Raw genomic sequence first — 22,529 nt, 5'->3', positions numbered from 1 at the left:
GACCCTTCACAATACGCCTTCCGGTCGCAAACATCGAGCCGGGGTCGCGTGTTTCACCGATTGGCGGTGGCTTTGCGAATGGCACGGGGCCAAGGCGTGTTTGCGGGGGATCCTGGGGGGGCGACGTGGTCCGTCCGCCGGGACGCTTGGCCACGCACGATCTTTGCGAGTTTGATGCTGGTGTGGCTGGTGGTGGGAAATTCACTTCCCCAGGCGGATGCCCAGAATGGGTCGCGTTACGAGCGGCAGCGGCGGGAACGCATTCCCCGGGAAGCATTGATCGAGCGAAGCAGCGTGGAATCGACGCGCGGACCGGCCGGACTGAGACGTTTTCGTTGGGATTTTTCCCGAGCTTCCGACAAGGATTTCGGCGGCTGGCCGGACAACTGGTTGCGCTATGACGGGGCGGGATTTCCCAACTATGTCAGCATTCAAATCGAGGCCCGTGATCCGGAGCTGGAGAAAGCAGTCCTGCCTCTGGACACCGCGGCCCTCCGCCCGTGGCAAAAACTGCGGCGACTCTATCCCGAGTTGTCACCGCTGCCACCCTCGATGGCGGATCTGCTGGTGGACCGTTGCTTGACGATTCGGCTGGACGGTGGGCTGGCCCGAGTCGAGTCGCCTTCGTTGCCCGCCAACCCGACGTTTCAGTACCAGTTCAGCGTGGATGTTCGGACGGAGGGATTGGTTCACGACCACGTCTTCGCGCAAGTGGTCTTCCAAGATTCGGAAGGCAAGGAACTTGGAGTCCGAGAAACGGAACACGTCACCCAAACAACCGACTGGACCACCTTGGTGCTGAAGGACCTCTTGCCACCACGAAATTCAGACCGCATGTATGTTCGGTTGATGGTTGGTGGGGGCGAAGATGGGCTGGAAGACATCACCGGAAAAGTCGGATTCGACAACGTCATGTTTCGGCAATTCCCGCAGTTGAAAATTGCGACGGACCATGACCTGGGAGTGTACTTGCCCGGGCAGACGGTGGTCGTGATGAGTGAGATGCTGGGATTGTCCAATGAGCACACCCGTTTGCGGTTGAGGTTGTACGATCACGAACGGCGAACGCTCGGAACGTTCTCGCGAGCGATCGATCCGGTCGAAGAGGCGGCGCGTTTGCTAGCAGAGGAAGCCGAGGCAGAGAAGAGTCAGGAATCGGGTCAGCCTGGTGACGTGAAGGAAGAAGAGGACTCCGCGCTCGCGGACGGCACCTCGCCCAGCCAAGGGAACATTGAACTGGATGGTTCAAGTTCCCTGCGGTACCGATGGGATCTGAGTGACCTCAAGCCTGGTTACTATCGCATTGCCGCTTCGATGGAAAACGAACGCGGTGCTTCCTTGGCCAACGAAACCTCCTTTGTGGTGTTGGGGCGGATCACCAATGATCCCGCCGAATTTGGCGATCCATCCCGCACGCAAGAATCCATTCTTGGATTGCCATCGCTGGCGACCTTCCAGTCGGAATCCGATATCATTGATCCGACTCCGTTTGGATGGACGGTGCCTGGGGAGATCATGCAGCGGCACCGGAAAGGCAAGTTGCGTGAACGGGAATTGGCGAAGTGGATGCAATTGGTAGGGATCGGATGGGCGAAGCTACCGGTCTGGTTCGGTCCCGAGGACAGCGATCATGCCGATGCGGCAGCGCTGCTTGCGTTTCGATTGCGTGACCTTGGGATTCAGCCCATCGGATTGTTGGATCAACCGCCGGAGGATCGTTTGCCGGCTTACCAACTCCGCGAGCAATCGGACACGCGGGTGGCCAACCTGCTGCGCGATGAATCGGCTTGGCGGCCTGAGTTGGAACCGCTCATGAACCGAATGACGACGCGAATTCGGTTGTGGCAATTGGGTGCCGATGATGACCAAAGCTTCATGGGGCAATCCAATATTCTGGAAACATTGGAAGCGATCTCGACTGGCCTGCAAGGGTTCGGGCAGCCCATCCAGACCATGATCGCGTGGTCCTGGGTGGACACGCCGCCTGCATCCGTGGGTGACAGTTGGCGAGGGTTGCATCGTCATTCGTCGTCGCCACTGACGGCGGCGGAGATGGACGCGATGCTGGATCGCGAAGTGAAAGCACGTGAAGAGGCGGTGATGGCCGGTGGAGGCGCGACGGCACGTCTGCCAGCCACTTGGTTGACGATCAATCCGATTTCGCGAAAGAAGTACGACCTCGATTCACGAATCAGTGATCTGGTTCTTCGGATGGCGGCGACACGGGGGCACAAGGTGGGCGCGGCGTTCTTGAGTGCCCCCATGGATGATGATGCAGCGGTCCTGACCCGCGACGGGCGTCCTGACGAACTGTTGCTCCCGTTCCGAACCACCAGTCTGCTGCTGGGGCATCGGACCAATGCAGGATCTTTGCGATTGCAAAACCATAGCGACAACATTGTCTTCCGAGGCGAAACGGAATCGTTGCTGATGGTGTGGTCCGATTCACCAACCGTCGAGCATTTGTACTTGGGTGAGAACGTCTACGAAGTGGACGTCTGGGGGCGTCGCAAACCAGTCGAAGTGATTGAACACGAGGGACGACGTGTGCAACGATTGGTCGTCGACCGCGTGCCGAAGTTCTACGTCGGAATCGATCAATCACTTGCCGATTTTCGAATGTCCGTTCGTCTCGATCGGACTCGGATCGATTCGTTGTTGGGACTTCAGCAACCCTTGGGCGTGAGGTTCCGCAACCCGATCAAGCAGTCGTTGTCGGGCGAGATCGCCATGGTGGCCCCTGATTCCTGGCGTTTGGACGCGGGAATGAAACCCTGGAATTTGCTTCCCAATGAATCCAATCAAGTCGAGTTTGGGGTGACGTTGGAGAACAATGCCACGATCGGTGCGTACCAACTGCCACTGGATTTCCGTTTTGAGACATTGCCTCCGACCGTGATTCGAGTCCACCGGACAATGAGCATTGGCCCCGACGGATTTGACATTCGGGTCAGCACTCGGCTGATCGATGACGATCAGGGAGGGCGGATGCGAGTCAAAATCGAGATGGTCAATCACACCAATCGGCTGACGAATTTTGACTGCCTGTTGTTCGCTGGCCGCGAGCGTCAGTACGAGCGTCGGGTGTTGGTGCTGCCACCACGTGAGACGGTTGAGCGAAACATTGACTGGCCGCTGGGGAGTCAATTGATCGGCACACGAATGTGGTTGCGTGCCATCGAACAAGATGGGAATCGAGTGATCAATCACTCCTTCGATGCGCAGCCCTGATCTATAGAAAACGCGGGTCAATTGAGCCGGATTGGCCGAAAGGTCCCCTATAGATTCGACGAATCGAAAGGGGCTCGGCTAGAATAGGGTGTCCCGCAGAATCCCCGCCTTCCTCATTCGAGATGAAATCCCATGCAGTCTTCGTGGCAAATGTTACAGCGTCGCAATTTCTTTTGTGGCCTGGGTGCGTCGCTTGGTTCGCTTGCCCTGACGTCACAATTGGCTGCCGACAACGTCGATGCCTCCGGCTCCGGTTCGGCCGCCTCGCCGTTGGCTCCTAAGAAGCCAATGATTCCGCCAAAAGCCAAGGCGGTCATCATGCTCTTCATGGAGGGTGGCCCTGGGCAGATGGACACGTTTGATCCCAAGCCCGAATTGGATCGCTTGCATGTGACCGAATCGAAACGCACCGAAGGTTTGGCGACTGGAAAACGGTTTTACGTCGGCAGCCCGTTCAAGTCACGCCAGGTCGGCCAATCTGGCTTGGACATGTGTGATCAATTCGTCCATCTAGCCGACCCGGAAGTCGCGGATGAACTGTGTGTCTATCGCGGTTGCCAAGCGGAGTCGTTGAATCACCCCGAGGCGTTGCTGCATATGAACACCGGCAGTCGACTGGGCGGTGACCCGGCTGTCGGAGCCTGGGCGACGTACGGGTTGGGCAGCGAGAATCAGAACTTGCCTGGCTTTGTCGTGATGACGGAACTTGCGATGCCACAGGCCGGCAGCGCGAACTGGTCCAATGGCTTTTTGCCCGCCTACTATCAAGGCACAACGCTACGTGCCCAAGGCTCTCCGATTTTGGATTTGAAGCCTGGTGACTATCGCAGCCGTGAGCACCAGCGGCGGATGCTCGATGAGTTGGCCGCACTCAACAAGGATCACTTGCAATCCAGTTCGCTGCAGCAACATCCCAACGCGGGAGAACTGGCCGCACGGATGGAAAGCTATGAGTTGGCGTTCCGCATGCAGACCTCGGTTCCCAACTTGATCGACTTGCAAACCGAACCTCAGCACGTGTTGGATTCCTACGGCTTGGATGATCCGGAAACAGCAGCCTTCGGCAAGCAATGTTTGATGGCTCGTCGAATGGTGGAAGAAGGCGTTCGCTTCGTGCAGATCTTCTCAGGTGGATGGGACAGCCATGATTACTTGGAACGAGGGCACGCGGCTCGAATCAAAAGTGTCGACAAGCCGATCGCAGCATTGATCAAAGACTTGAAACAACGCGGGATGCTGGATGACACGTTGGTCGTTTGGACAGGCGAGTTCGGACGCACCCCCGACAACAACTATCGTGGTGGAGTGACGGCGTTGGGTCGGGATCACAACATCGATGCGATGACGATGTGGTTCGCTGGCGGTGGCACGCGTCGAGGTGCCGTCGTGGGAGCAACCGATGAAATCGGAGCCAAGGCCGTCGAGTGTGTTCACCCGATTCGCGACGTGCACGTGACCATGTTGAACTTGCTGGGGTTGGACGACAACAAACTCACGTATTTCCATGGCGGACGCTACAAACAACTGTCGCAGTTCGGTGGAGAAGTGATTCACGAGTTGATTGCCTGACCGGTCCCCGAGATTCGGATCAGGACGCCGTGGTTGGAAGTTGCCTGCGATGTCGCTGAGACAGCGGGCGACCTCGCTGCTCGCAAGCTACAATGGCCGGGAAACGCAGGGCGTTTCTCGGCCATTTTTCTTGCATTGAAGATCTTGTGAACGATTCCGATTCGCCATCGAGCTTGGATTCCGTGTTGGCAGAGATCCTGCTGCGTGAAGAGGAAGGCGAACGACCGGATCCACACGAGTACCTGCAGCGACATCCGGAACACGCTGACGAGCTGAAAGATTTTTTCCGAAACCACCGTTGGTTGGGCAGTGAAGAGCCTGAACCCGTGTCGTTGGTTGGGCAGATGATCGGTGAGTTTCGATTGGTGCGAGAAGTTGCCCGCGGGGGGATGGGCGTTGTCTACGAAGCCAAGCAGGAATCACTTCGGCGTGTGGTCGCGATCAAGCTGATCGGGGACGGAGTCCTGGCCAACGATGAGATGCGGGTTCGTTTTCGCGTGGAAAGCGAAGCGGCGGCATCCCTCTCGCATCCGAACATTTTGGCGATTCACAGCATCGGATGTTGGCGAGGGATCGACTACTTCGTGATGCCAATGGTCCCCGGCGATTCACTGCAAACGCAAGTCGACGACAGGCGGACGTGCTGGAATGCAGATGAACTGGGCAAGGCGGAGCTGAAAGCGTGCGTGATGCAGACGGTGACTTTGGTTCGTGACATTTGTCGAGGCGTTGCCTACGCACACTCCCGCGGGATCATTCACCGCGATCTGAAGCCCGAGAATGTGTTGCTGGATGAGGGTGTCCCGAAGATTGTCGACTTTGGATTGGCCAAGTTTCATCGTGATTCGCCGGAATTGACTCGCAACGGGCAGGTCCTCGGAACGCCTCACTACATGAGCCCCGAACAGGCTCGCGGCTCAGGGGATCTCACCGACGCCGTGGATGTGTACGCCTTGGGGGGAATCCTGTTCGCAATGTTGACCGGATCACCTCCTCATCGTGGTGATTCAACAGCGGAAGTGCTCGCGCGAGTCTTATCGGATGAACCCCCTTCGTTGCGATTGGCTTGGCCGGGCGGCATGCCACGCTTGCCCGAGTTAGTCGATTTGGATCACGTGATCGAACGAGCGATGGCGTTTGTCCCGAGCGAACGTTATCGATCCGCTGACGATTTGGCCGATGATTTGGATCGGATCTTGGAAGGTGACACACCGCTTGCCGCGCCAGATGGTTTGGTGCATCGAATGTCGCGAGAGCTAGCGCGGGATCAGCACTTGCATGCGTTCCAGAATTGGGGATTGGCGCTGCGCCGGATTGGCTACGTTGTGTTGGCCACTCACGTCGCGATGTTTGTGGTGATGAAGTGGATCTATCTCGACACACCCAATGACTTGTCGGCGTGGAGTGCGCCCGCGTTTTGGGGCTACTTTGTGCCGCGGGTGTCAATGCTAGCGGGGATCGCATGGGTGATTGGACGAGCTCGAGACGGGCTGTGGTTGCCGCGAGTCTCGGCGGAACGCCCGGTTTGGTCGGTGTGGCTGGGGTATCTGGTCGCGTTGTCCAGCATCAATCTGCTCTGGATCAGCGGTTACCTGGATCACTCCGGCGTGATGGTGATGGCCTGCATCATGAGCGGGTTCGCCTTCATCGCCATTGCGGGACACATGTGGGGCGGCAGCGCGCTTCTGGGGATGGGCTTCATCGGGATGGCGTTCGCATGCATTGCGTTCCCTGACGCAGCCCCCTTGTTTCTGGGGGGCTGGTGGATGGTCACGATGCTGGTGTTTTCCAAACGATATCGACGCCTGGAATAAAGCAACCGCTGGTGGTTTCGGGCAGGGGAGAAACCCCAGCTCTGCGCGGGGCAGTGGCACCTTCCGTGAAATCGGCGTCGTAGCCTGTCGCTGGTTGACCAACGGGCAAGCTCAGACCGCCGCGTAGAAGTTGAAGATAGCCCTTGACCGCTCAACCAAATCGCATCGCCGCAATTTCAAAACGGCAGATTCGGTGATGATTCGCGGAAACGTGACGCCGTCTCGTTAGAGATCGCCGACGTGCATGGCACAGGGGGCGGTCGCATGCGACACCGTTAGGACCCGAACCTCATCGTCGAACACTTGGTGAACGATGCGATACGAGTTGACCTGGATCTCGGATACATCTGCGCGACCAAACTCAGGCACGATGGAACCCGCATCAGGGCATTCCAGCAGCCGTTCGGTTTGCTCGACGATGCGTTCGAAGATCAAGTCCGCAAACTTGTCGCAATCGCGCCCAATGTAGTCGCGAATCGCCATCAAGTCCGAAACCGCGTATTCGGTCCAACTAACTTGCATTGCGAGTTTGATTCCATTGTTCGCGGACAGTTTCGGTGCCAACCAATCGTGACGATTCGGCGGTGGCGAGACCAGATTCGATCTTTTGTCGGATGTACAAGCGGTACAGCACTTCGTCCCAGCTTGCGCCATCGGGCAGACTGTCAATGGTGTCGCGAGCCGCAAACTTCGCCGAGGTGTTCAGTGTTTCGTTCATTGGAGTCTCCTTTGTCCCCCCATGTTAGCGGTTGTAGTCGAATTGTGCACTCCCAAAATGGGGGTTTCCCCTAAAAAGTGCGCAAATTTCACCTGGGGAAAGATGCGCACTCCCGATTCGTTTGGTTTGGGAGGTGCCGGTGATGATGCCCTGCGGTCGTCGCCAACACGTCGGAGTCAGTGCCAGCCCCGCGACGCGTCGGGTTTCCTGGCATCGCCCCGGAGGGGCCGCCGTCGTTAGCTCGGGGTGGAAGCCCCGAGACCGGTGGCGGGAACAAACAAAGTCGCCCCGGATGGGGCCGTCGTCGGGATGCTGTGCGGTGCCTCGCTGACGCTTCGGGTTTCCATTCAATGTTGCTCGGCGAGATCACTTGCCCTCGGCAGCCATGGTTTCCATCCACTGGATGTTTTCTTCCACGGTTTTTAGATGCTCGGGTGTCGAGCGGATGCGCAGGGTGTCCAGGTAGACCTTCATGTCGCTTTCGTACTGGGCAGGTGGCTCGGGCGTTTGCCCCTGATCGTTGGTCTGCGCCATCCAGTCATTCAGCTTTTCACGCAAGGCAACCAACGTGGATTGGTGTTCCGGATCACTGGCCAAATTGTGCAATTCATACGGGTCATTTTCCAAGTCATACAACTCCTCTTCCGGCCGGACGTCTCGAAAGAGAAGTGACTGGTTCTCATCCAACGTGCCGGCATCGTGGCACTCACGCAGTGCGATCAGAATTGCTTTGGCATCCTTGTACGCACACGGTTGCAAATAGGGCCGGTGGGGCAGGAAATTGCGGATGTACTTGAAGCGGTCCGTTCGAACGGACCGAATGTGATCGACCGTTTCATCGCATCGATCGCGAGCCGCAAAAACGGCGTCTCTCGGTTCGTAGTCGTCGGCAAGAATGTTGCGGGCTTGCATCGCCGCAGGGATTTCAATTCCCGCTGCGGCCAATGACAACGCCGCGATGTCAATGTGCTCGACCAAGTCGTCTCGGACGGTGCCAGGCTCGATGCCGGGGCCGTTGAGGACCAACGGCACGTGCAAGCCTTCGTCGTACAGGAACTGTTTCCCCCGGCCGTGGCTGATTCCATGGTCGGTCATGAACAGGATCAGAGTGTTTTTGCGGACGCCCTGTTCTTCCAGCTTTGCGACCACTTCGCCGACCATCGCATCGGTCATGCGGACCGAATCCAGGTAAGCGGCCCAGTCGCGCACGATGTCTGGATGGTTGGGGTAATACGGCGGCAGGATCACGGAATCCAGCGGTGTTGATTCACCGAACAGCTTGCGTGCGGAGTTGGCGACTTTGTTCCAGCCCTTCGTGTCTTTCCCACGGAGTTTGCCGCCTTGGGTTTGGATTTGAGCGAAGAACGGTTGCTCAGGTCGGTGATCAGTCCAGTCCGCGGAGTCGTAGATGGATTCGTCCCACTCAAAGTTGTAGTCCGTTTTGCCGAAGCGTCCGTTGAGCGGCCAGCCGGTGATTGAAGTGTGGTAGCCCGCGTCTTGAAACAACTTGGGCACCATCGTCACGTTGTCGGGAAGTTCGATCTTCTCGGTTCCGCGACCGCTGCGATGGTGATGAGCACCGATGGATGTTTGATACATTCCAGTGATGAACGCGGAACGGCAGGTGGAGCAAACCGGCGCGGTCACGTACGCCTGGTTGAACTGCACGCCGCCCTTGGCCAAGGCATCGACGTGGGGCGTCTCGATGGCGGTCTCCCCGTAGCAGGAAAAATGCGCGGACATGTCATCGGGAATGATCCAGACGATGTTGGGGCGATCATCGGCCATGGCTGGACGCCCGAGCAAGCAAACGGCGAAGAGCGTGAAGCAAACGGAGTGAATCGAGGGAATGCGTTGCATGGAATGGGGGTGACTCGGGTGGGGAGGCTGACCGCGAATTGTCTTTGGAATTGGAAAGCGAATTCTCTTTGGGAAGCGAATGCTCTTTGGGAAGACCGTTTCCTTCCAAGATAACTGGTTTGCAACCATGGCGGTGGATTGCACAGACGCCGAATCGCTCAGCTATACTCCGTCGATGCAGCTTGGTGAACGCGTTTGAAATGGCGATCGGCTTCCGGTACCACCCTCGCGATCGCGTGCCAAGCCTCTGCCCACCTCCATCCCCACCCCCGTTGATCGAGCGTTTTATGTTCCAGTCCCCGTTTTTGACGCCATCGCTTTCGCGTCGCTGCGTCCGTCGCTTCCGCGAATTTTCGGTGCACAGTTTTTGCATGGCGTCTTTGGCGGTGGTTGTTAGCGGTACCCCGGCACTGGCGGACGAATCCAAGACGGGCAAGCTGATTTTCGAAGATCGCTTTGAACGCAACGAGTCACAAGAACAAACTGACGAAGTCGGCAACGGCTGGAAGACAAACAGCAAATCCCGAGCGAACGGGCACAAGCAAGTGGATTTGAAGGATGGTGCGATGCGCATCTTCATTCACGAGACGGCGGACCACGGGGTCTCGGTGACTCAGCCGATGGATTTTCGCGATGGCCGAGTCGAGATGAAGTTCATGCTCGAGGATGAGAAGGATTCGTTGGGGCTGAACTTTGCTGATTTGCAGTACAAAGAGGTCTGGGCGGGGCACTTGTTTCGCGTGACCGTTGGGATCAAGTCCGTTGAGATCTCCGACTTGAAAACAGGGGCCATGGACTTGAAGACCAGAGAGATGCGGAGGGCAGGCAAGGTGCCCAGCGAACTGCAAGCCAAGCTGAAAACGAAGACCAAACGTGTTCCCCATCCATTGGAAACCGGCAAGTGGTATCACGTTGCCGCAGAGGTCATGGGCGACACGATGACGGTTTCGATTGACGGCGAAAAGGTGGCTTCGTTCACATCAGAAGGCATCGCTCATCCTACCAAACGCTTGCTGCGATTGGCGATCAAACGAAACGTGGTGGTGGACGACCTGCAGATCTATTCGTTGGATTGAACACACCCTGGAACGCTGGCGTTGTTTGATTGACAAGCAGCGTGCACCATTTACATGACTTACTTCAGACGAGGCGACGATGCACACTCCATTTCATGGCGTTTTGTTTTTGACGGGGACGGTGTTCCTGATGACTTTTACTGCGACCGGTGACTCACAAGCTCAACCCCCGAAGAAGTTTGTCGCGAACTACGACGAGTCCAAGATTCCATCCTACGAGTTGCCGCCGGCATTGAAGTTTCAGAACGGAGATTCCGTGACGACGGCGGAGGAGTGGGGGAAGCGACGCGCTGAAACGTTGCGTTTGTTTGAAGAGCACGTGTTTGGCATCATGCCCGAACATCGCCGCATTCAAGTGAAGCTGGTTCGCAGTGACAAGGATTTTCGACCTGGAGTGACGCGGCATGAATTGGATGTTTCGATTCTGCCATTGGATGCCTCCAGCGAGATCGCACCGTTGGTCGTTCAGGTCTTGGCCGATGTGCCTCAGTCAGCCACTCCCGTGCCCGCGATTTTGGGTTTGAATTTTCAAGGCAACCACACCGTCGATGCCGATCCGAAGCTTCGCATTCCGACCAGTTGGGTTCGCGATCGACGCGATGGTTCGACGGATGGGAACAAGCCGACCGAAAAGGGACGCGGCGTGGCCTCGAGTCGTTGGCCATCGAGCACAATCACGGATCGAGGTTATGCGCTGATCACGGTTTATTACGGTGACATCGATCCCGACTTCGACGACGGTTTCAAAAATGGCGTGCATGGATTGATGCCAGCGTTCATTGAGTCGTTGCCTGCCGAGCATCGCCCCGGCAGCATCGCGGGTTGGGCGTACGGGCTGTCGTGCGTTTTGGATGCGATTGAGCAGACCGAAACACTGAATGTCGACGCCGCTCGCGTCGGAGTGCTCGGGCATTCTCGACTCGGGAAGACGTCGTTGTGGGCCGGTGCGACCGACCCACGTTTCGCGATGGTGATCAGCAACGATTCGGGCTGCGGCGGAGCGGCGCTTTCTCGCCGAGCGATTGGTGAAACCGTGGGACGCATCAACACATCCTTTCCCCATTGGTTCTGCGACGCGTACCTTCAATACAACGAGAACGAATCCGCATCGCCGGTGGATCAACATCAATTGATCGCCTTGTCAGCACCACGTGCAATCGCAGTGGGCAGTGCGACGGAAGACGAGTGGGCAGATCCCAAAGGAGAATTTCTCGCTTGGCAGGCCGCCGCGCCGGTGTACCAGTTGTTGGGGATGTCCGCCGAGAACGCGAAAGTGGTTCGGGACGCGTCGATGCTGAGTGGGCAAGCGGTCCTGAACGCGGGCCCGATGCAGTATCACCTTCGTGAGGGCAAGCATGACTTGGCCGATTACGATTGGAAGTGCTACTTGGATTTGGCGGATCGAGCTTTGCATTCCAAGTCTCCATGACACGACTTCCGATCGAAGAGGTTCTTGCGCCGCTGCGACTGGCGGTCGCCGGTGGCAAAGCGGTGGTGCTGAAGGCGCCACCCGGGGCAGGCAAGACGACCGGGGTTCCGCCCGCCGTCCTGCAGAGCTTGGAAGACAACGGCATCGCCGGTCAAATTTGGGTGATCCAGCCCAGGCGTTTGGCGGCCCGTTCCGTTGCGGACTGGGTTGCGCGCTCGCGAAGTGAATCGGTCGGGGAAACGATTGGTTATCACGTTCGCTTGGACCGCCGTGAATCAGCAGCGACGCGAGTCGTGTTCATGACCACGGGGATGTTTTTGCGGCGGATGCAATCCGACCCGCTGCTCGAAAACGTTGCCTGCGTCGTGCTGGATGAATTTCACGAGCGGACGTTGGAATTGGACCTGGCGCTCGCGATGTCCCATCGGTTGAGGTCTGAGCTGCGAGATGACCTGGGTTTGGTGGTCATGTCAGCGACCATGGAAACGGAACCGATCGTTGCCTATCTGAATCAAGAGCGTTCTGAAAACGCGATTTCGCTTCGTTGCGAAGGGCGTGCCTTTCCGGTCGCGATTCATCACGGCGAAGATCAACCGGGGGAGCGAATTGAACGACGGATCGTCGAGCCGATTCGCGACGCGGTTCAGAACAGCGACGGGCATGTGTTGGTGTTTTTGCCGGGGGTGGGAGAGATTCGACGTGTCCAGACGGAATTGGAGCGAGCGAACCTGGCGGGTGATGCGCGGGTGGTCGTGCTGCACGGATCGCTTTCGCCCAAACAACAAGACGAAGCGATCCGGCCCACGAAGTTTCGAAAGATCGTGCTGTCGACCAACATTGCGGAAACGTCCGTGACCGTGGATGGTGTGACGGCGGTGGTGGATTCAGGGTTGGCAAAGGTCCCCCGGTTTGATTCTCGCCGCGGATTGACTCGGCTGGAGACGACTTCGATTTCGTTGGCGTCCGCCGACCAACGTTCGGGGCGTGCCGGGCGGACTGCTCCTGGGGATGCCTATCGGTTGTGGAGCCAAGCGGCCCAACGTTCACGAAACGAATACGACGTGCCTGAGATCTTGCGGGCCGACCTCAGTGACATGGTGTTGATGTTGGCCAGCCATGGGGAAACCGATTTGTTTGCAATGCGCTGGCTGACCCCGCCGCCGGAGCACGCGGTGGAATCCGCTCAAGCGTTGTTGCGGATGCTGGGCGCGATCGGACGCGGTGGACGGATCACCTCGCGTGGGAAAGTCATGGCGGGTTTGCCGCTGCATCCACGGATCGCGCGGATGGCAACGGAGGCGGTGGGCGTGTTGCCAAAGGCTTCCGTGGCCGTGTTGGCCGCACTGATGAGCGAGCGGGATCCGATGGAAGGCATCGCGGCCATGACACTGGCCGAAAAGGTCGATGCGATTGAGAACAATCGAGTGCCGCGATCGGTTCCGACATCAGCGATCAAGTCCATTCGTCAAGTTGCGGAGACCATCCGGAAAAGTTTGCCAAGTGGAGCGTCGGAAAAGCGTGCTGACGAGCTGGAACGTGATCGTGAGACTGCGGTTGCATGTGCATTGTTGGCTGCGTATCCCGATCGTGTCGTTCTACGTCGTTCAGATGCACCCGATCGTGGCAGGATGGTGGGTGGTCGCGGTGTGGTTGGTCTGAAGCGAATGCTGGGCGAAATATCCAGTGAGGAATTGGTGCTTTGCTACGACGTGGATGGGGGAGGCACCGAATCTCGCGTGCGTGCAGTCGTGGCAATTCGAGAAGATTGGTTGGATCCCGATCAAGTGGAAACAGGGGAGGTTCAAGCATGGGACGAAGGCCGATCGGCTGTTCAGTGTCGTTGGCAGGTTCGGTACGGGGACCTGGTCCTGCGGGAGACTCCTGCCAAGGTTCCATGTGATGAGGAAACCGCGGCGATTCTGTTTGAGAATGTGAAAACGCGGCTGCCCATCGCTGGCGAGAAGTTTCAGAAGTTGCTGCACCGGATCGGGATGGTCGCAGAAATTGAAGAGCAAGTTCCGGAAGTCAGCGAAGAGCTGCAATTGGAATTGCTCCGCGAACTGTGCGCGAGTCGCTCGAGTTTGAAAGAGCTGAAGTCGGCTCCTTGGGCCGATCACGTCCTGGGGAAGATCGGCTACCCGGCTTGGCAGATTGTGCAAGCGGAAACGCCGGAGGAAGTCCAGTTGCCGGGCGGACGGAAGGTCCCGGTTCACTACGTCGAAGGCAAGCCGCCGTGGATCGAAGTCAAAATTCAGTTGTGTTTTGGGTGGACGGAGACACCGCGGATTTTGCGTGGCCGCGTGCCGTTGCAGTTGCACTTGCTGGGGCCAAACGGGCGTCCGCAACAGATCACCAACGACCTAGCTAGTTTTTGGGCCACGACTTACGCCGAAATTCGAAAAGAGCTGCGGCGTCGCTACCCCAAGCACGATTGGCCGGAGGACCCCTTGTCAGCAACGGCGAGTTTCAACGGAATGAAGCGTCGCTGAGTGCCAAGGTTTGGACATTTTGTTACCGTAGTGGTTGGTTGTTCGTTCGTTTCCCCATGCCGAGTTCAACGATGGATCGATTGTCGTTTTCGCGTTCTATCCGCTATGCCTTGTTGCCTGCCATGATGATGGTGGGTGGTTGTGGTTCGTCTTCGTCGCCGACGCCTGAGGCCCCGGAAGTCTCAACCGAAACAACGGAGGTGGAAGTGGTGGAGGAAGCGTCCCCCCGCGAAGCGTCTCAACCAAACTTGAAGACCCCAGGTGGATTTGCGTTGCCCGACGGCGATTTGCCGGAAGCGCCCGTCAAGCGAAACAATCCTGGCGAAGGTGGCATGAGTTTGCCTGATGATTTGGACCTCGGTTCGTCCGCCGAATCATCCAGCGTCAGCGAGCCAACCGGCGACACCTCCACCAACTTGGTGGCTTCTGCGAAAAAGGTCGCGATTGAATACGCGGCTTGGGACAAAGTTCGCGCAACGGCAACCCAAAGTGGCACCGTGACCGTGTTGGATGTTTGGTCCTTGGCCTGTGGGCCGTGCCTGAAGGAGTTTCCCAACTTGGTGGCCATGCAGAAACGGTTTGGCGACAAGGTGGTTGCCATCGGTGCCAATGTGGACTTCGACGGACGCAAGAGCCGGCCGCCAGAATCCTATGAGCCAAAGGTCACGGAGTTTCTGTCGAGTGTCGACGCGGAATTCGATAATTTCATCGTCCAAACACCGAGCGACGAAGTGTTTGAGGCCATTGGCATCGGCTCGATTCCCGCTGTGTTGGTGTTCGATGCAGAGGGGAAGTTGGTCAAGCAGTTTTCGGATGTTGGCGAGACTGCCGGCTTCAACTATGCGGATGACATTGTGCCGCTGGTTGAGAAGCTGCTGAACTGAGGATCCGACAGGAAGCAACTTCGTCATTTGTCTTCTCTCCCATCCCAGAGGTCGTGCGGTTCATCGAGGCCGCGTTTTAGCGGGTTTCAGCCTTTGAGAACCTCTCCCGAAACGAAGTTTTGGGGGAGGTCGAGCGACGCCGTTCAGGCGTACGTGGGGGAGGGAGCCGAGCATGGAAAGCGGCGCGGATTGTCCTCCCCCGGAAATCTCGCTGAACGCTCGCTTTCCGACCCCTCCCGCTGCGCGGGCGTGCAGTTTTCCTTCACGCTCCCTTTGGGAGGGGCGGACCGCTTCGGGCCGGTGAGGGTGGCGCGCTGGATCCAATGCTGAGCCGCTCCCCTCGCTTCGCTCGACCCTCCCACGGGGAGGGTGATGACAAACGCCTGGTAATACAAGACTAAAAAACTGCACGACCTCCCCACGCTGCCGGAACAGTCGAAAGAGATTCGGAAGGGGACTTCGATGATGTTTCCAAACCGTCCTGGAATCCCGTTTCGACTATCCTGCTTTCTGATGATTCGACCTGCAGCGGATTCTTTTCTGAGCAGGTGGAATGGTCATCACTCATGTTGAGTTCGTAATTCACCGTTGAATCAAATCATGCATTTGTCTGTTGTCATTGGTCGTCAACGTGTTGCTTTCGTCACTCGCGTTGGCTGCATGCTTTGTTTGTTTGGCGTCACTGCGGTCGCCGCCCCACCGACGACGACGCTGCGTCAGGCGGTGCCTTTGGAGCAGCAGCTTCAAGAGGCTGACCCGTTCCACTTGGCTCAGCAAGCGCGTCTTCGCGGTGACGCGAAACGCGGAGCTCTGGTGTACTTCAAGTCCGCAGCCAATTGTGTGAGTTGTCATGGCGATGGGACCAATTCATCGCCGCTTGGACCTCCCATTTCGCAACTTGGTCAAGAACTGCCCGCTGAACATCTCGTGGATGCGTTGCTGCGACCTTCCAAGCACATTCGCGAGGGATACGAGACGTACACGGTGTTGACCGTTGACGGGGAAGTGTTCAAAGGAATGTTGGTGAAGCAGGATGACACTGCGATCACGATGCGACTGGGACAATCGCCCGAGAAGGATTTCACTTTGTCTCGCGACGAGATCGAAGTGATGAAGAAGGACGAGCAATCCATGATGCCGGCGGGGTTGATGAAGTCGATCAAGTCGCAGCGTGATTTCTTGGATCTGTTGCGGTACGTGATGAACGTTGCGAGAGGTGGCGAGGTGGTCGAAAAGATATTGCGGCCATCGCCAGAGCAGTTGATTGTCAAGGATGACTCGGTCAACCTGGATCACGCAGGCATTCTCCGTTCGTTGCGATCGCGAGACATCGACGAAGGGCGTCAGTTGTTTGCAGGCGATTGTGCCAATTGCCATGGAACCGATGGCCAGCAACCAGCGTTGCCGACCGCGCGCGCGTTCCGTTCGCAGGAGCTGAAGTTTGGTGCCGATCCCTACAAGATGTTCATGACCTTGACGAAGGGCAATGGGCTGATGGGACCGATGACCTACCTGACCCCACACCAACGTTATCAGGTGGTTCACTACATTCGCGAAACGCTGATGAAGGACCACAACCCAGGTTACGAACCGATCAACGAGGCTTACCTGCAAACGCTGCCCCAAGGCACCGAAGACGGCAAGCGATTCGAGATCCAGCAACGAGACTTTGGGGTGGCTCTTGGTTCCCAACTTCGGCGTGACTTCCCGAGCGTGCTGACGTTGCCGCTCGGAGAACTGACGGTGTCCTACAACCTGCACGCCATGGATTTGGCGGAGGTTTGGACGGGCGGGTTCTTGGACCTCAGCGAAACCCAACACCAACGTCCGCGTGGAGAAGGAACCGCGAATCCAGAGGGGACGCCGGTCGCTGGACTCGCGGGATGGCAGTGGGGACACGATGGGGACCTCGACTATTCGCGCGCAGGATGCTTGCCACGCGGACCGTTGCCACCCAACTGGATGGACTATCGTGGGTACCATCTGCACGGGGATGAGGTGGTGCTGAGCTACCAGATTGACGGTCGAGACGTATTGGAACGAGCGGTGGCGATTGATTCGCGGACGCTCTCTCATGAGCTATGGATTGGTCCGGGAGATTCGCTTGTCTTGTCCGTCGGAACGGGGCCCGCCGAAGCGACGCAATGGAACGTTGACGAGGCGACTGGAGTGGCCTCGCTTCAGAGTTCGGACTCAACCAACGAAGCGTTCACGGCAGCGATTGTTGCCGGTCAGAACCGGGATGTGTCCTGGGAACTTGCATCCAAGCAACGTCTGCAGTTGACCATTCCGGCGGATTCGTCGGCGAGAAAGATGCGTGTCATCGTCGGTGTCGGAGAAGCGGAACACGAACGCCTTGCGTTTCAGACGTTGTCCAAAAAATTGCGGGAACAACCTGTTGCCGATTTGTCGGCGCTGATTCAGCGGGCATCATCGGAACCTGCACCGCCGCGATGGCCGGGGGAAATCACGACGGTCGGCACGTTGGGGTTGGAACAAGATGGATACGCGCTCGATACGCTCACGCGACCTGATTCGACTCCTTGGAACACTTGGTTCCGGACCACGGCTCTTGATTTCTACGACGATGGCCGGATGGCAATCGCGACCCACGGTGGCGACATTTGGATCGTTTCAGGTATCGATGAAACGCTTACAAAACTGAATTGGAAACGCTACGCCGCCGGTCTCTACGAACCGTTTGGTGTGAAGGTTGTCGATGGCGACGTGTTCGTGACCTGCAAAGATCGATTGGTTCGTCTGCACGATTCAGATGAAAACGGCGAAGCGGATTTCTACCAGAGTTTCAGTGCCGACTCGGATGTCTCCACCAACTTTCACGCCTTCAACTTTGATCTGCAAACGGATCCAGAGGGGAACTTCTACTACGCCAAAAGCGGGCATGGCGCCGACTTTGCTTTGCCCGGTGCTGTTTGGCGAGTGTCCAAAGATGGGAAGGAGCGTGAAGTGGTTTGCACCGGGTTCCGAACCCCCAATGGTTTAGGAACCTTGCCCGACGGACGAATCACCGTCAGTGACAACCAAGGCCAGTGGACGCCCGCGTCGAAAGTCTCGATTGCCAAACCAGGCAGCTTTCATGGTTGGGTACCGACCTATTCGATTCCGAACAAATGGGCACCGGATGGAGGCAAGATTGACATCCAAAAGGTGGTCGCTCCGGAGACCTTCGAACAACCTTTGGTGTGGATGCCGCAAGCGTTTGACAATTCCTCCGGAGGCGAGATTTGGGTGGACGATGAGCGTTTTGGCCCGCTGTCGAACCATTTGCTTCACACCAGTTTCGGCAAAGGTTGGATGTCGATGATGATGATTCAGGACATCGGGGAAACCTCGCAGGCCGCGATTGTGAAGTTGCCGTTTGACTTCTCGACGGGGATCATGCGCGGTCGCGTCAACCCACACGACGGCCAGGTCTATGCGACCGGTTTGCAGGGTTGGAACGGTGGTGGTCGGTTTGGGCTGGAGGATGGCGGGGTGCAGCGACTTCGCTACACCGGCACGCCACCAAAGATGATCACCGATGCACGCGTCGTGAAGGGCGGTTTAGAACTCGACCTCAACTTTGCGATCGACCCAGAATCGGTTCTCGATCAAAACGCTGTCTCGATCGTCCAGTGGGATTACTTGTGGAGCAAGGCGTATGGATCGGATCAATACATCCCCGGCACCGCTGAATCAGAGAACCCAAAGGTTGGCACCCAAACTCTGGAGCCAGAATCGGTGGAGGTCGACGCGGTGCCTAACGAACCAGGTTCGTCGCGATTGCGATTGCTTCTGCCGACGCTCGCGCCTGTCGATCAATTGCAGTTGCAACTGAGGATTCGCGGCCAGGATGGCGACTCATTTGAGGAAGAGGTGTACTGGACGATCCATGTCGTGCCCTCAAGCGACTCGTGATGACACACTTGCCTTTTGAGTGTCCCGAACACGGGACACGTGCCGATGGCACCAACTCAGTTCGACGGCTGGAGCACCCACTTGTTATAGCTGTCCGACGGCTGGTCGCGATGAAAGATCAGCATCGAACAAACGGGACGGCATCGAACAAACGGGACGGAGGTAGTTTAGCCATCTCTTTGCACCGGAGTACTGCGGTAGCATTCTCGCTACCGGATCGGCGGAGCTGGTCAAGCACCATCGTTCGGCTCAACAAGGCCCGACGTGAGTGGCGTCTCACTAGGTAACGCGTTGATGAAAGGTAAGATGGGCCATAGCTGACTGAGTCCGTCTGAGTTGTTGGGATTTGAAGCTCCAAACAGCTTGGCGGGCTCAGTCGGTCTTTCGCCAGGGGGCACTGAAAAACCTTTCGTTTTTTCAGTGCTCTAAAAATTGCGTTTCGGGCTTGAATTCACACGATTTCTTGTTCGGTCGCAACCATGGAACGAATTGCTTCGGGCGCGAGGTCCGCACCGTTCGGCCAACAAACAGTCTTGCATATCGGATCAACGGTAAATTGTGCGAAGACTTTCGGATCTAGCAGAGGCTCGAATATGGGACCAGTCAACAATGGCCGCAGGTCAACGGTAGCCGAGCAACCATCACTGAACCGCAAGTGCAGGGAAAACGGCCCTGCGAGTTCAGCGTCGAGAATATGGAGAATCATCGGTATCAGTCCAGTGGTTCGATGGGCAGCAGCGGCTGCTGAGATTCGGCGAGTGCCCAGTCAGCCAGTAGTTCGTCGCGGTGGAGTTCGCACCATTCGGCAACGAGCTTACCAGCGCGACGTGGAAGCTTTCCTTCCAGTATAGCACCAGTGCGAATATCAATCACCGCTTCCGATCCGCCATAGATTGCGTGAAAATGCGGGGGATTGTGGTCCCGATAGTAGATGTAGACGGCGATGCCGTAGAATTCGGATATGCGTGGCATCGCTCAGAGATGTCCAGAAGGAAGTTCAGTCGGGTAACGAATTGCGATCTATCCGCTGGGCAGGCGTTGAAAAAGCTCCACGTTGCGGTAGAGCTTGGTCGCCTGTCTTGCGGATAGATCGTGCGTTGAACTTTGTCGCCGCACTGGGTAGCGGGCAACCGAGCGATCGGGAGGCTCCCGGTCGCTAGAACGAGTCTATCAGATACGACTCATGATGGTCTCGAACTGGCGAAAATCCTGGCAGCGGTAGCTGAATCCGGCGAGTTGGTTCCGCCAAGATTCCCTTTGCACTTTCTACCTGAGTTTCCCTGTACCAATCGTAAAATCCCTCCCCATAGGACTCCGCCCAGAACTTCCGATGCGATTCGCGTTGCAGGTCGGCATACCACCACGGGCAACTGTCGCTCTCTCGCCACATCAGTTCTTTCCAAGATGGCTTCGCCGTCTGAGCGACCAGCTCCAATCGGTCACTGCCGCAGTGCTCGCACAGCAAGTCGGGATGCTCCTCTTCGCACGTCGCTTCGTCGACCGTTGACACATCGCGTCCAAGTGACTCGAGCAACTCCTGGCATCGAGCCGAATAGGTCGCTTGCCGGTTGTTGGACCAGCCACCGAAGTAGCGTGTCTTGGTCAACTGGTCCGGCTGGATGTGAAGACACCAGCGACGAACGAAGTCGCTCGTCTTCAGGGTGATCGGAACTTGCCGGCGATCCCCGCCAGCTTTCACTCCTTCTCGGGCCAGGAACGTCACTTCCCTACCATTGGCCGAAGTGATTCGGTGGTCGCTGATCGGACCGCCGGTCAGGTAACGCGTCAGGTAGTTGACCACTTGAGTGGCACTGCTCGTGGCGGCCGGAGGCGGCTGGATGAAGGCCACCCAGTTTTTCGATTCCAGCTTCTCGATGAATGCATCCCAGTGCTCGTCTTCTTGGAGATGTTCAAACTTGCCGCCCAGCTTCAGCTTGCCTGCCCGGCGAAGTCGTCGAAGTTTCGCGATCGCTCTGGTTCTGTAGGTCTCGCGAAGTGCGGCAGCACGAACCAAGTGAAAGCCATCGGAGTTCTTGGCATCCGGCGGCGCCGTCGCTTGCTTCCAACCTGCACCACTGAGCCCTTTACTATGGTTGAGACGGGGCCCTTCGCCGGGAACCAACAAGTGCACGTGCCAGTGAGCTTCCAGTTTTTGATTCCAGGTATGCAGCACCGAGATGGCCGCCGGATCGTAGTCTTGCTCCGCTTTGATCTGTGTTGAAAGACTCTTCCAAGCCGAACCAACCAGCAGGTCTGCCATCTCTTCTCGATTCGCCAACGCCAACTCAGACAACTCGCTCGGGAGGGTGAAGACCACTTGATAGTAAGTCACTCCCGGCAGGATCAGATTCGATGCTCTGTCGTTGAAGTCCACTCGCTTGCCACCGCTACAGGTCGGGCAATGCCGGTCGCCGCAAGAGTTGTAAAGCGACGTGACCTCGTCACAATCGCGACACTGGAACTTGCGTCCTCCCATCACGTGCGTGCGGCACAAAGAGATCTTCGCCAACACGCTTTGGACTTGAGGGCACGTCGAATCGTTGACCGCGCCGGTGGCACCCAGCCGCAGGATATCGGTGAGGCTTAGCTTGGGCTGTTGGGCTCCGAGATCCCGCTGTTCTCTTGGGGCGGCTGATACGTCGGCAGTTGCTTCACCGGTAACCAATCCAGTGGACTGGGGACGCTGGAAAGGTGCTCCCGCCGGCAGTGCAGATAGATCATCGTGGTGACGAAACTCGCGTGCCCGAGTAACTTGCTGATCGTCAGCAAGTCCACGCCCGCTTCGAGCAGTCCGGTCGCGTAAGAGTGCCTGAGCACATGCGGATACACTCGTTTCTTGATTCCCGCTTTCTCGGCAGACCGCTTCATCGCTTTTTGAATCGACGTGTCGGCGTAGGTCTTGGTCGCTGAGTTGCCGGGGAACAGCAAGTCGGTCGGCCTGTACTTCTTCCAGTAAACCCTCAACTCGGTCAAGAGCCTTGGCGAGAGCGGCACCAGTCGATCCTTGGCTCCCTTGGCGTGTCGGACGTGAATCATCATCCGATCCGAGTCGATGTCGGCGATCCTCAAGTGGGCCGCTTCGGAGAACCGGAGCCCCGCCGAGTACAGCGTCATCAGAAAGGTTCGGTGTTTCAGGTTGGCGGTGCATTGAAGCAGCTTGTCGATTTCGTGGCGACTGAGCACGATCGGCAAGGTCTTGGGCCGTTTCCCGAAAGGAACCATCGTGACGGGCCAAGGGACCCGGATGGTGTGCGTGTACAGAAACCGTAGCGCGCAAACCGCTTGGTTGAATGAGCTATAGGCGACCTTCTTCTCTTGGATCAGGTAAAGCTGGAAGGTTCTAACGTCTTCGACGGTTGCTTCGCCGAGCGGTTTACCGATGAACCCGGCAAACCTTCTGGCGTGATAGGTGTAAGCCTTGATGGTTGCGGGGGCCATGTTTCGGATGAGCATGTCCTCAGCCATTCGGCGAGTCAGCTTGCAAGAATGTTCTTCGGAGGGAGCCATTGCACTTGTCTCAAAGCAGGATGGAAGCATCGCA

15 protein-coding genes are annotated in these 22,529 nt (G+C 57.4%); 8 read left to right on the top strand and 7 right to left on the bottom strand.

All coding sequences use genetic code 11. From position 1 onward, the window contains the following. Positions 1 to 78 precede the first annotated feature (78 nt). From PSR62_RS16995 to PSR62_RS16985, 3 genes are all read left to right on the top strand, one after another. Positions 79 to 3,231, top strand: coding sequence for a hypothetical protein (locus PSR62_RS16995; protein ID WP_443217440.1), 3,153 nt, complete (start codon positions 79 to 81; stop codon positions 3,229 to 3,231). Between the two features lie 132 nt (positions 3,232 to 3,363). Further along, a complete protein-coding gene (locus PSR62_RS16990; RefSeq protein ID WP_274404200.1) occupies positions 3,364 to 4,800 on the top strand; it encodes a DUF1501 domain-containing protein in 1,437 nt (478 codons plus the stop codon). Between the two features lie 146 nt (positions 4,801 to 4,946). Continuing rightward, positions 4,947 to 6,614 (top strand): serine/threonine-protein kinase, encoded by a 1,668-nt coding sequence (locus tag PSR62_RS16985; RefSeq protein ID WP_274404199.1) that lies wholly within the window; start codon positions 4,947 to 4,949, stop codon positions 6,612 to 6,614. Between the two features lie 225 nt (positions 6,615 to 6,839). Here PSR62_RS16985 and PSR62_RS16980 read toward each other — a convergent pair whose 3' ends face one another. The 3 genes from PSR62_RS16980 to PSR62_RS16970 all read right to left on the bottom strand — a co-directional run bounded on the left by PSR62_RS16980 (position 6,840) and on the right by PSR62_RS16970 (position 9,120). After that, on the bottom strand, positions 6,840 to 7,136 hold the full coding sequence (locus PSR62_RS16980) for a type II toxin-antitoxin system RelE/ParE family toxin (RefSeq protein ID WP_274404198.1): 297 nt from the start codon (positions 7,134 to 7,136) through the stop codon (positions 6,840 to 6,842). Next, positions 7,126 to 7,332 (bottom strand): hypothetical protein, encoded by a 207-nt coding sequence (locus tag PSR62_RS16975; RefSeq protein WP_274404197.1) that lies wholly within the window; start codon positions 7,330 to 7,332, stop codon positions 7,126 to 7,128. The genes PSR62_RS16980 and PSR62_RS16975 overlap by 11 nt, the downstream gene beginning before the upstream one ends. Positions 7,333 to 7,698: 366 nt before the next feature. Beyond that, a complete protein-coding gene (locus PSR62_RS16970; RefSeq protein ID WP_443217439.1) occupies positions 7,699 to 9,120 on the bottom strand; it encodes a sulfatase family protein in 1,422 nt (473 codons plus the stop codon). Between the two features lie 482 nt (positions 9,121 to 9,602). Between PSR62_RS16970 and PSR62_RS16965 the strand changes: the two genes are divergently transcribed. From PSR62_RS16965 to PSR62_RS16945, 5 genes are all read left to right on the top strand, one after another. Then, positions 9,603 to 10,268 (top strand): family 16 glycoside hydrolase, encoded by a 666-nt coding sequence (locus PSR62_RS16965; protein WP_338020213.1) that lies wholly within the window; start codon positions 9,603 to 9,605, stop codon positions 10,266 to 10,268. Between the two features lie 79 nt (positions 10,269 to 10,347). Then, positions 10,348 to 11,697 (top strand): glucuronyl esterase domain-containing protein, encoded by a 1,350-nt coding sequence (locus PSR62_RS16960; protein WP_274404193.1) that lies wholly within the window; start codon positions 10,348 to 10,350, stop codon positions 11,695 to 11,697. Next, complete coding sequence (hrpB, locus tag PSR62_RS16955) at positions 11,694 to 14,186, top strand: ATP-dependent helicase HrpB (RefSeq protein ID WP_274404192.1); 2,493 nt, start codon at positions 11,694 to 11,696, stop codon at positions 14,184 to 14,186. Before PSR62_RS16960 ends, hrpB begins: the two co-directional genes overlap by 4 nt. Positions 14,187 to 14,242: 56 nt before the next feature. After that, positions 14,243 to 15,070 (top strand): TlpA family protein disulfide reductase, encoded by an 828-nt coding sequence (locus PSR62_RS16950; RefSeq protein ID WP_274404191.1) that lies wholly within the window; start codon positions 14,243 to 14,245, stop codon positions 15,068 to 15,070. 600 nt (positions 15,071 to 15,670) lie between these two features. Next, positions 15,671 to 18,988, top strand: a complete 3,318-nt coding sequence (locus PSR62_RS16945) for a DUF6797 domain-containing protein (protein WP_274404190.1) — start codon at positions 15,671 to 15,673, stop codon at positions 18,986 to 18,988. 451 nt (positions 18,989 to 19,439) lie between these two features. On the opposite strand, the gene PSR62_RS25795 is transcribed toward PSR62_RS16945, so the two are convergent. The 4 genes from PSR62_RS25795 to PSR62_RS16930 form a co-directional block, all read right to left on the bottom strand. Further along, positions 19,440 to 19,694 (bottom strand): DUF2442 domain-containing protein, encoded by a 255-nt coding sequence (locus tag PSR62_RS25795; protein ID WP_443217286.1) that lies wholly within the window; start codon positions 19,692 to 19,694, stop codon positions 19,440 to 19,442. Positions 19,695 to 19,699: 5 nt separating this feature from the next. Next, on the bottom strand, positions 19,700 to 19,960 hold the full coding sequence (locus PSR62_RS16940) for a DUF4160 domain-containing protein (RefSeq protein WP_274404189.1): 261 nt from the start codon (positions 19,958 to 19,960) through the stop codon (positions 19,700 to 19,702). Positions 19,961 to 20,144: 184 nt separating this feature from the next. Beyond that, a complete protein-coding gene (locus tag PSR62_RS16935; RefSeq protein ID WP_274404188.1) occupies positions 20,145 to 21,653 on the bottom strand; it encodes an IS91 family transposase in 1,509 nt (502 codons plus the stop codon). After that, positions 21,572 to 22,495: a tyrosine-type recombinase/integrase gene (locus tag PSR62_RS16930; protein WP_274404187.1), complete on the bottom strand. Its 924-nt coding sequence runs from the start codon at positions 22,493 to 22,495 to the stop codon at positions 21,572 to 21,574. Before PSR62_RS16930 ends, PSR62_RS16935 begins: the two co-directional genes overlap by 82 nt. Positions 22,496 to 22,529 lie beyond the last annotated feature (34 nt).

Origin of the sequence: Rhodopirellula sp. P2, assembly GCF_028768465.1 — a bacterium.
GTDB lineage: Bacteria > Planctomycetota > Planctomycetia > Pirellulales > Pirellulaceae > Rhodopirellula.
The sequence above is the reverse complement of the archived record's forward strand: the minus strand, read 5'-3'. Positions and strand labels throughout refer to the sequence as shown.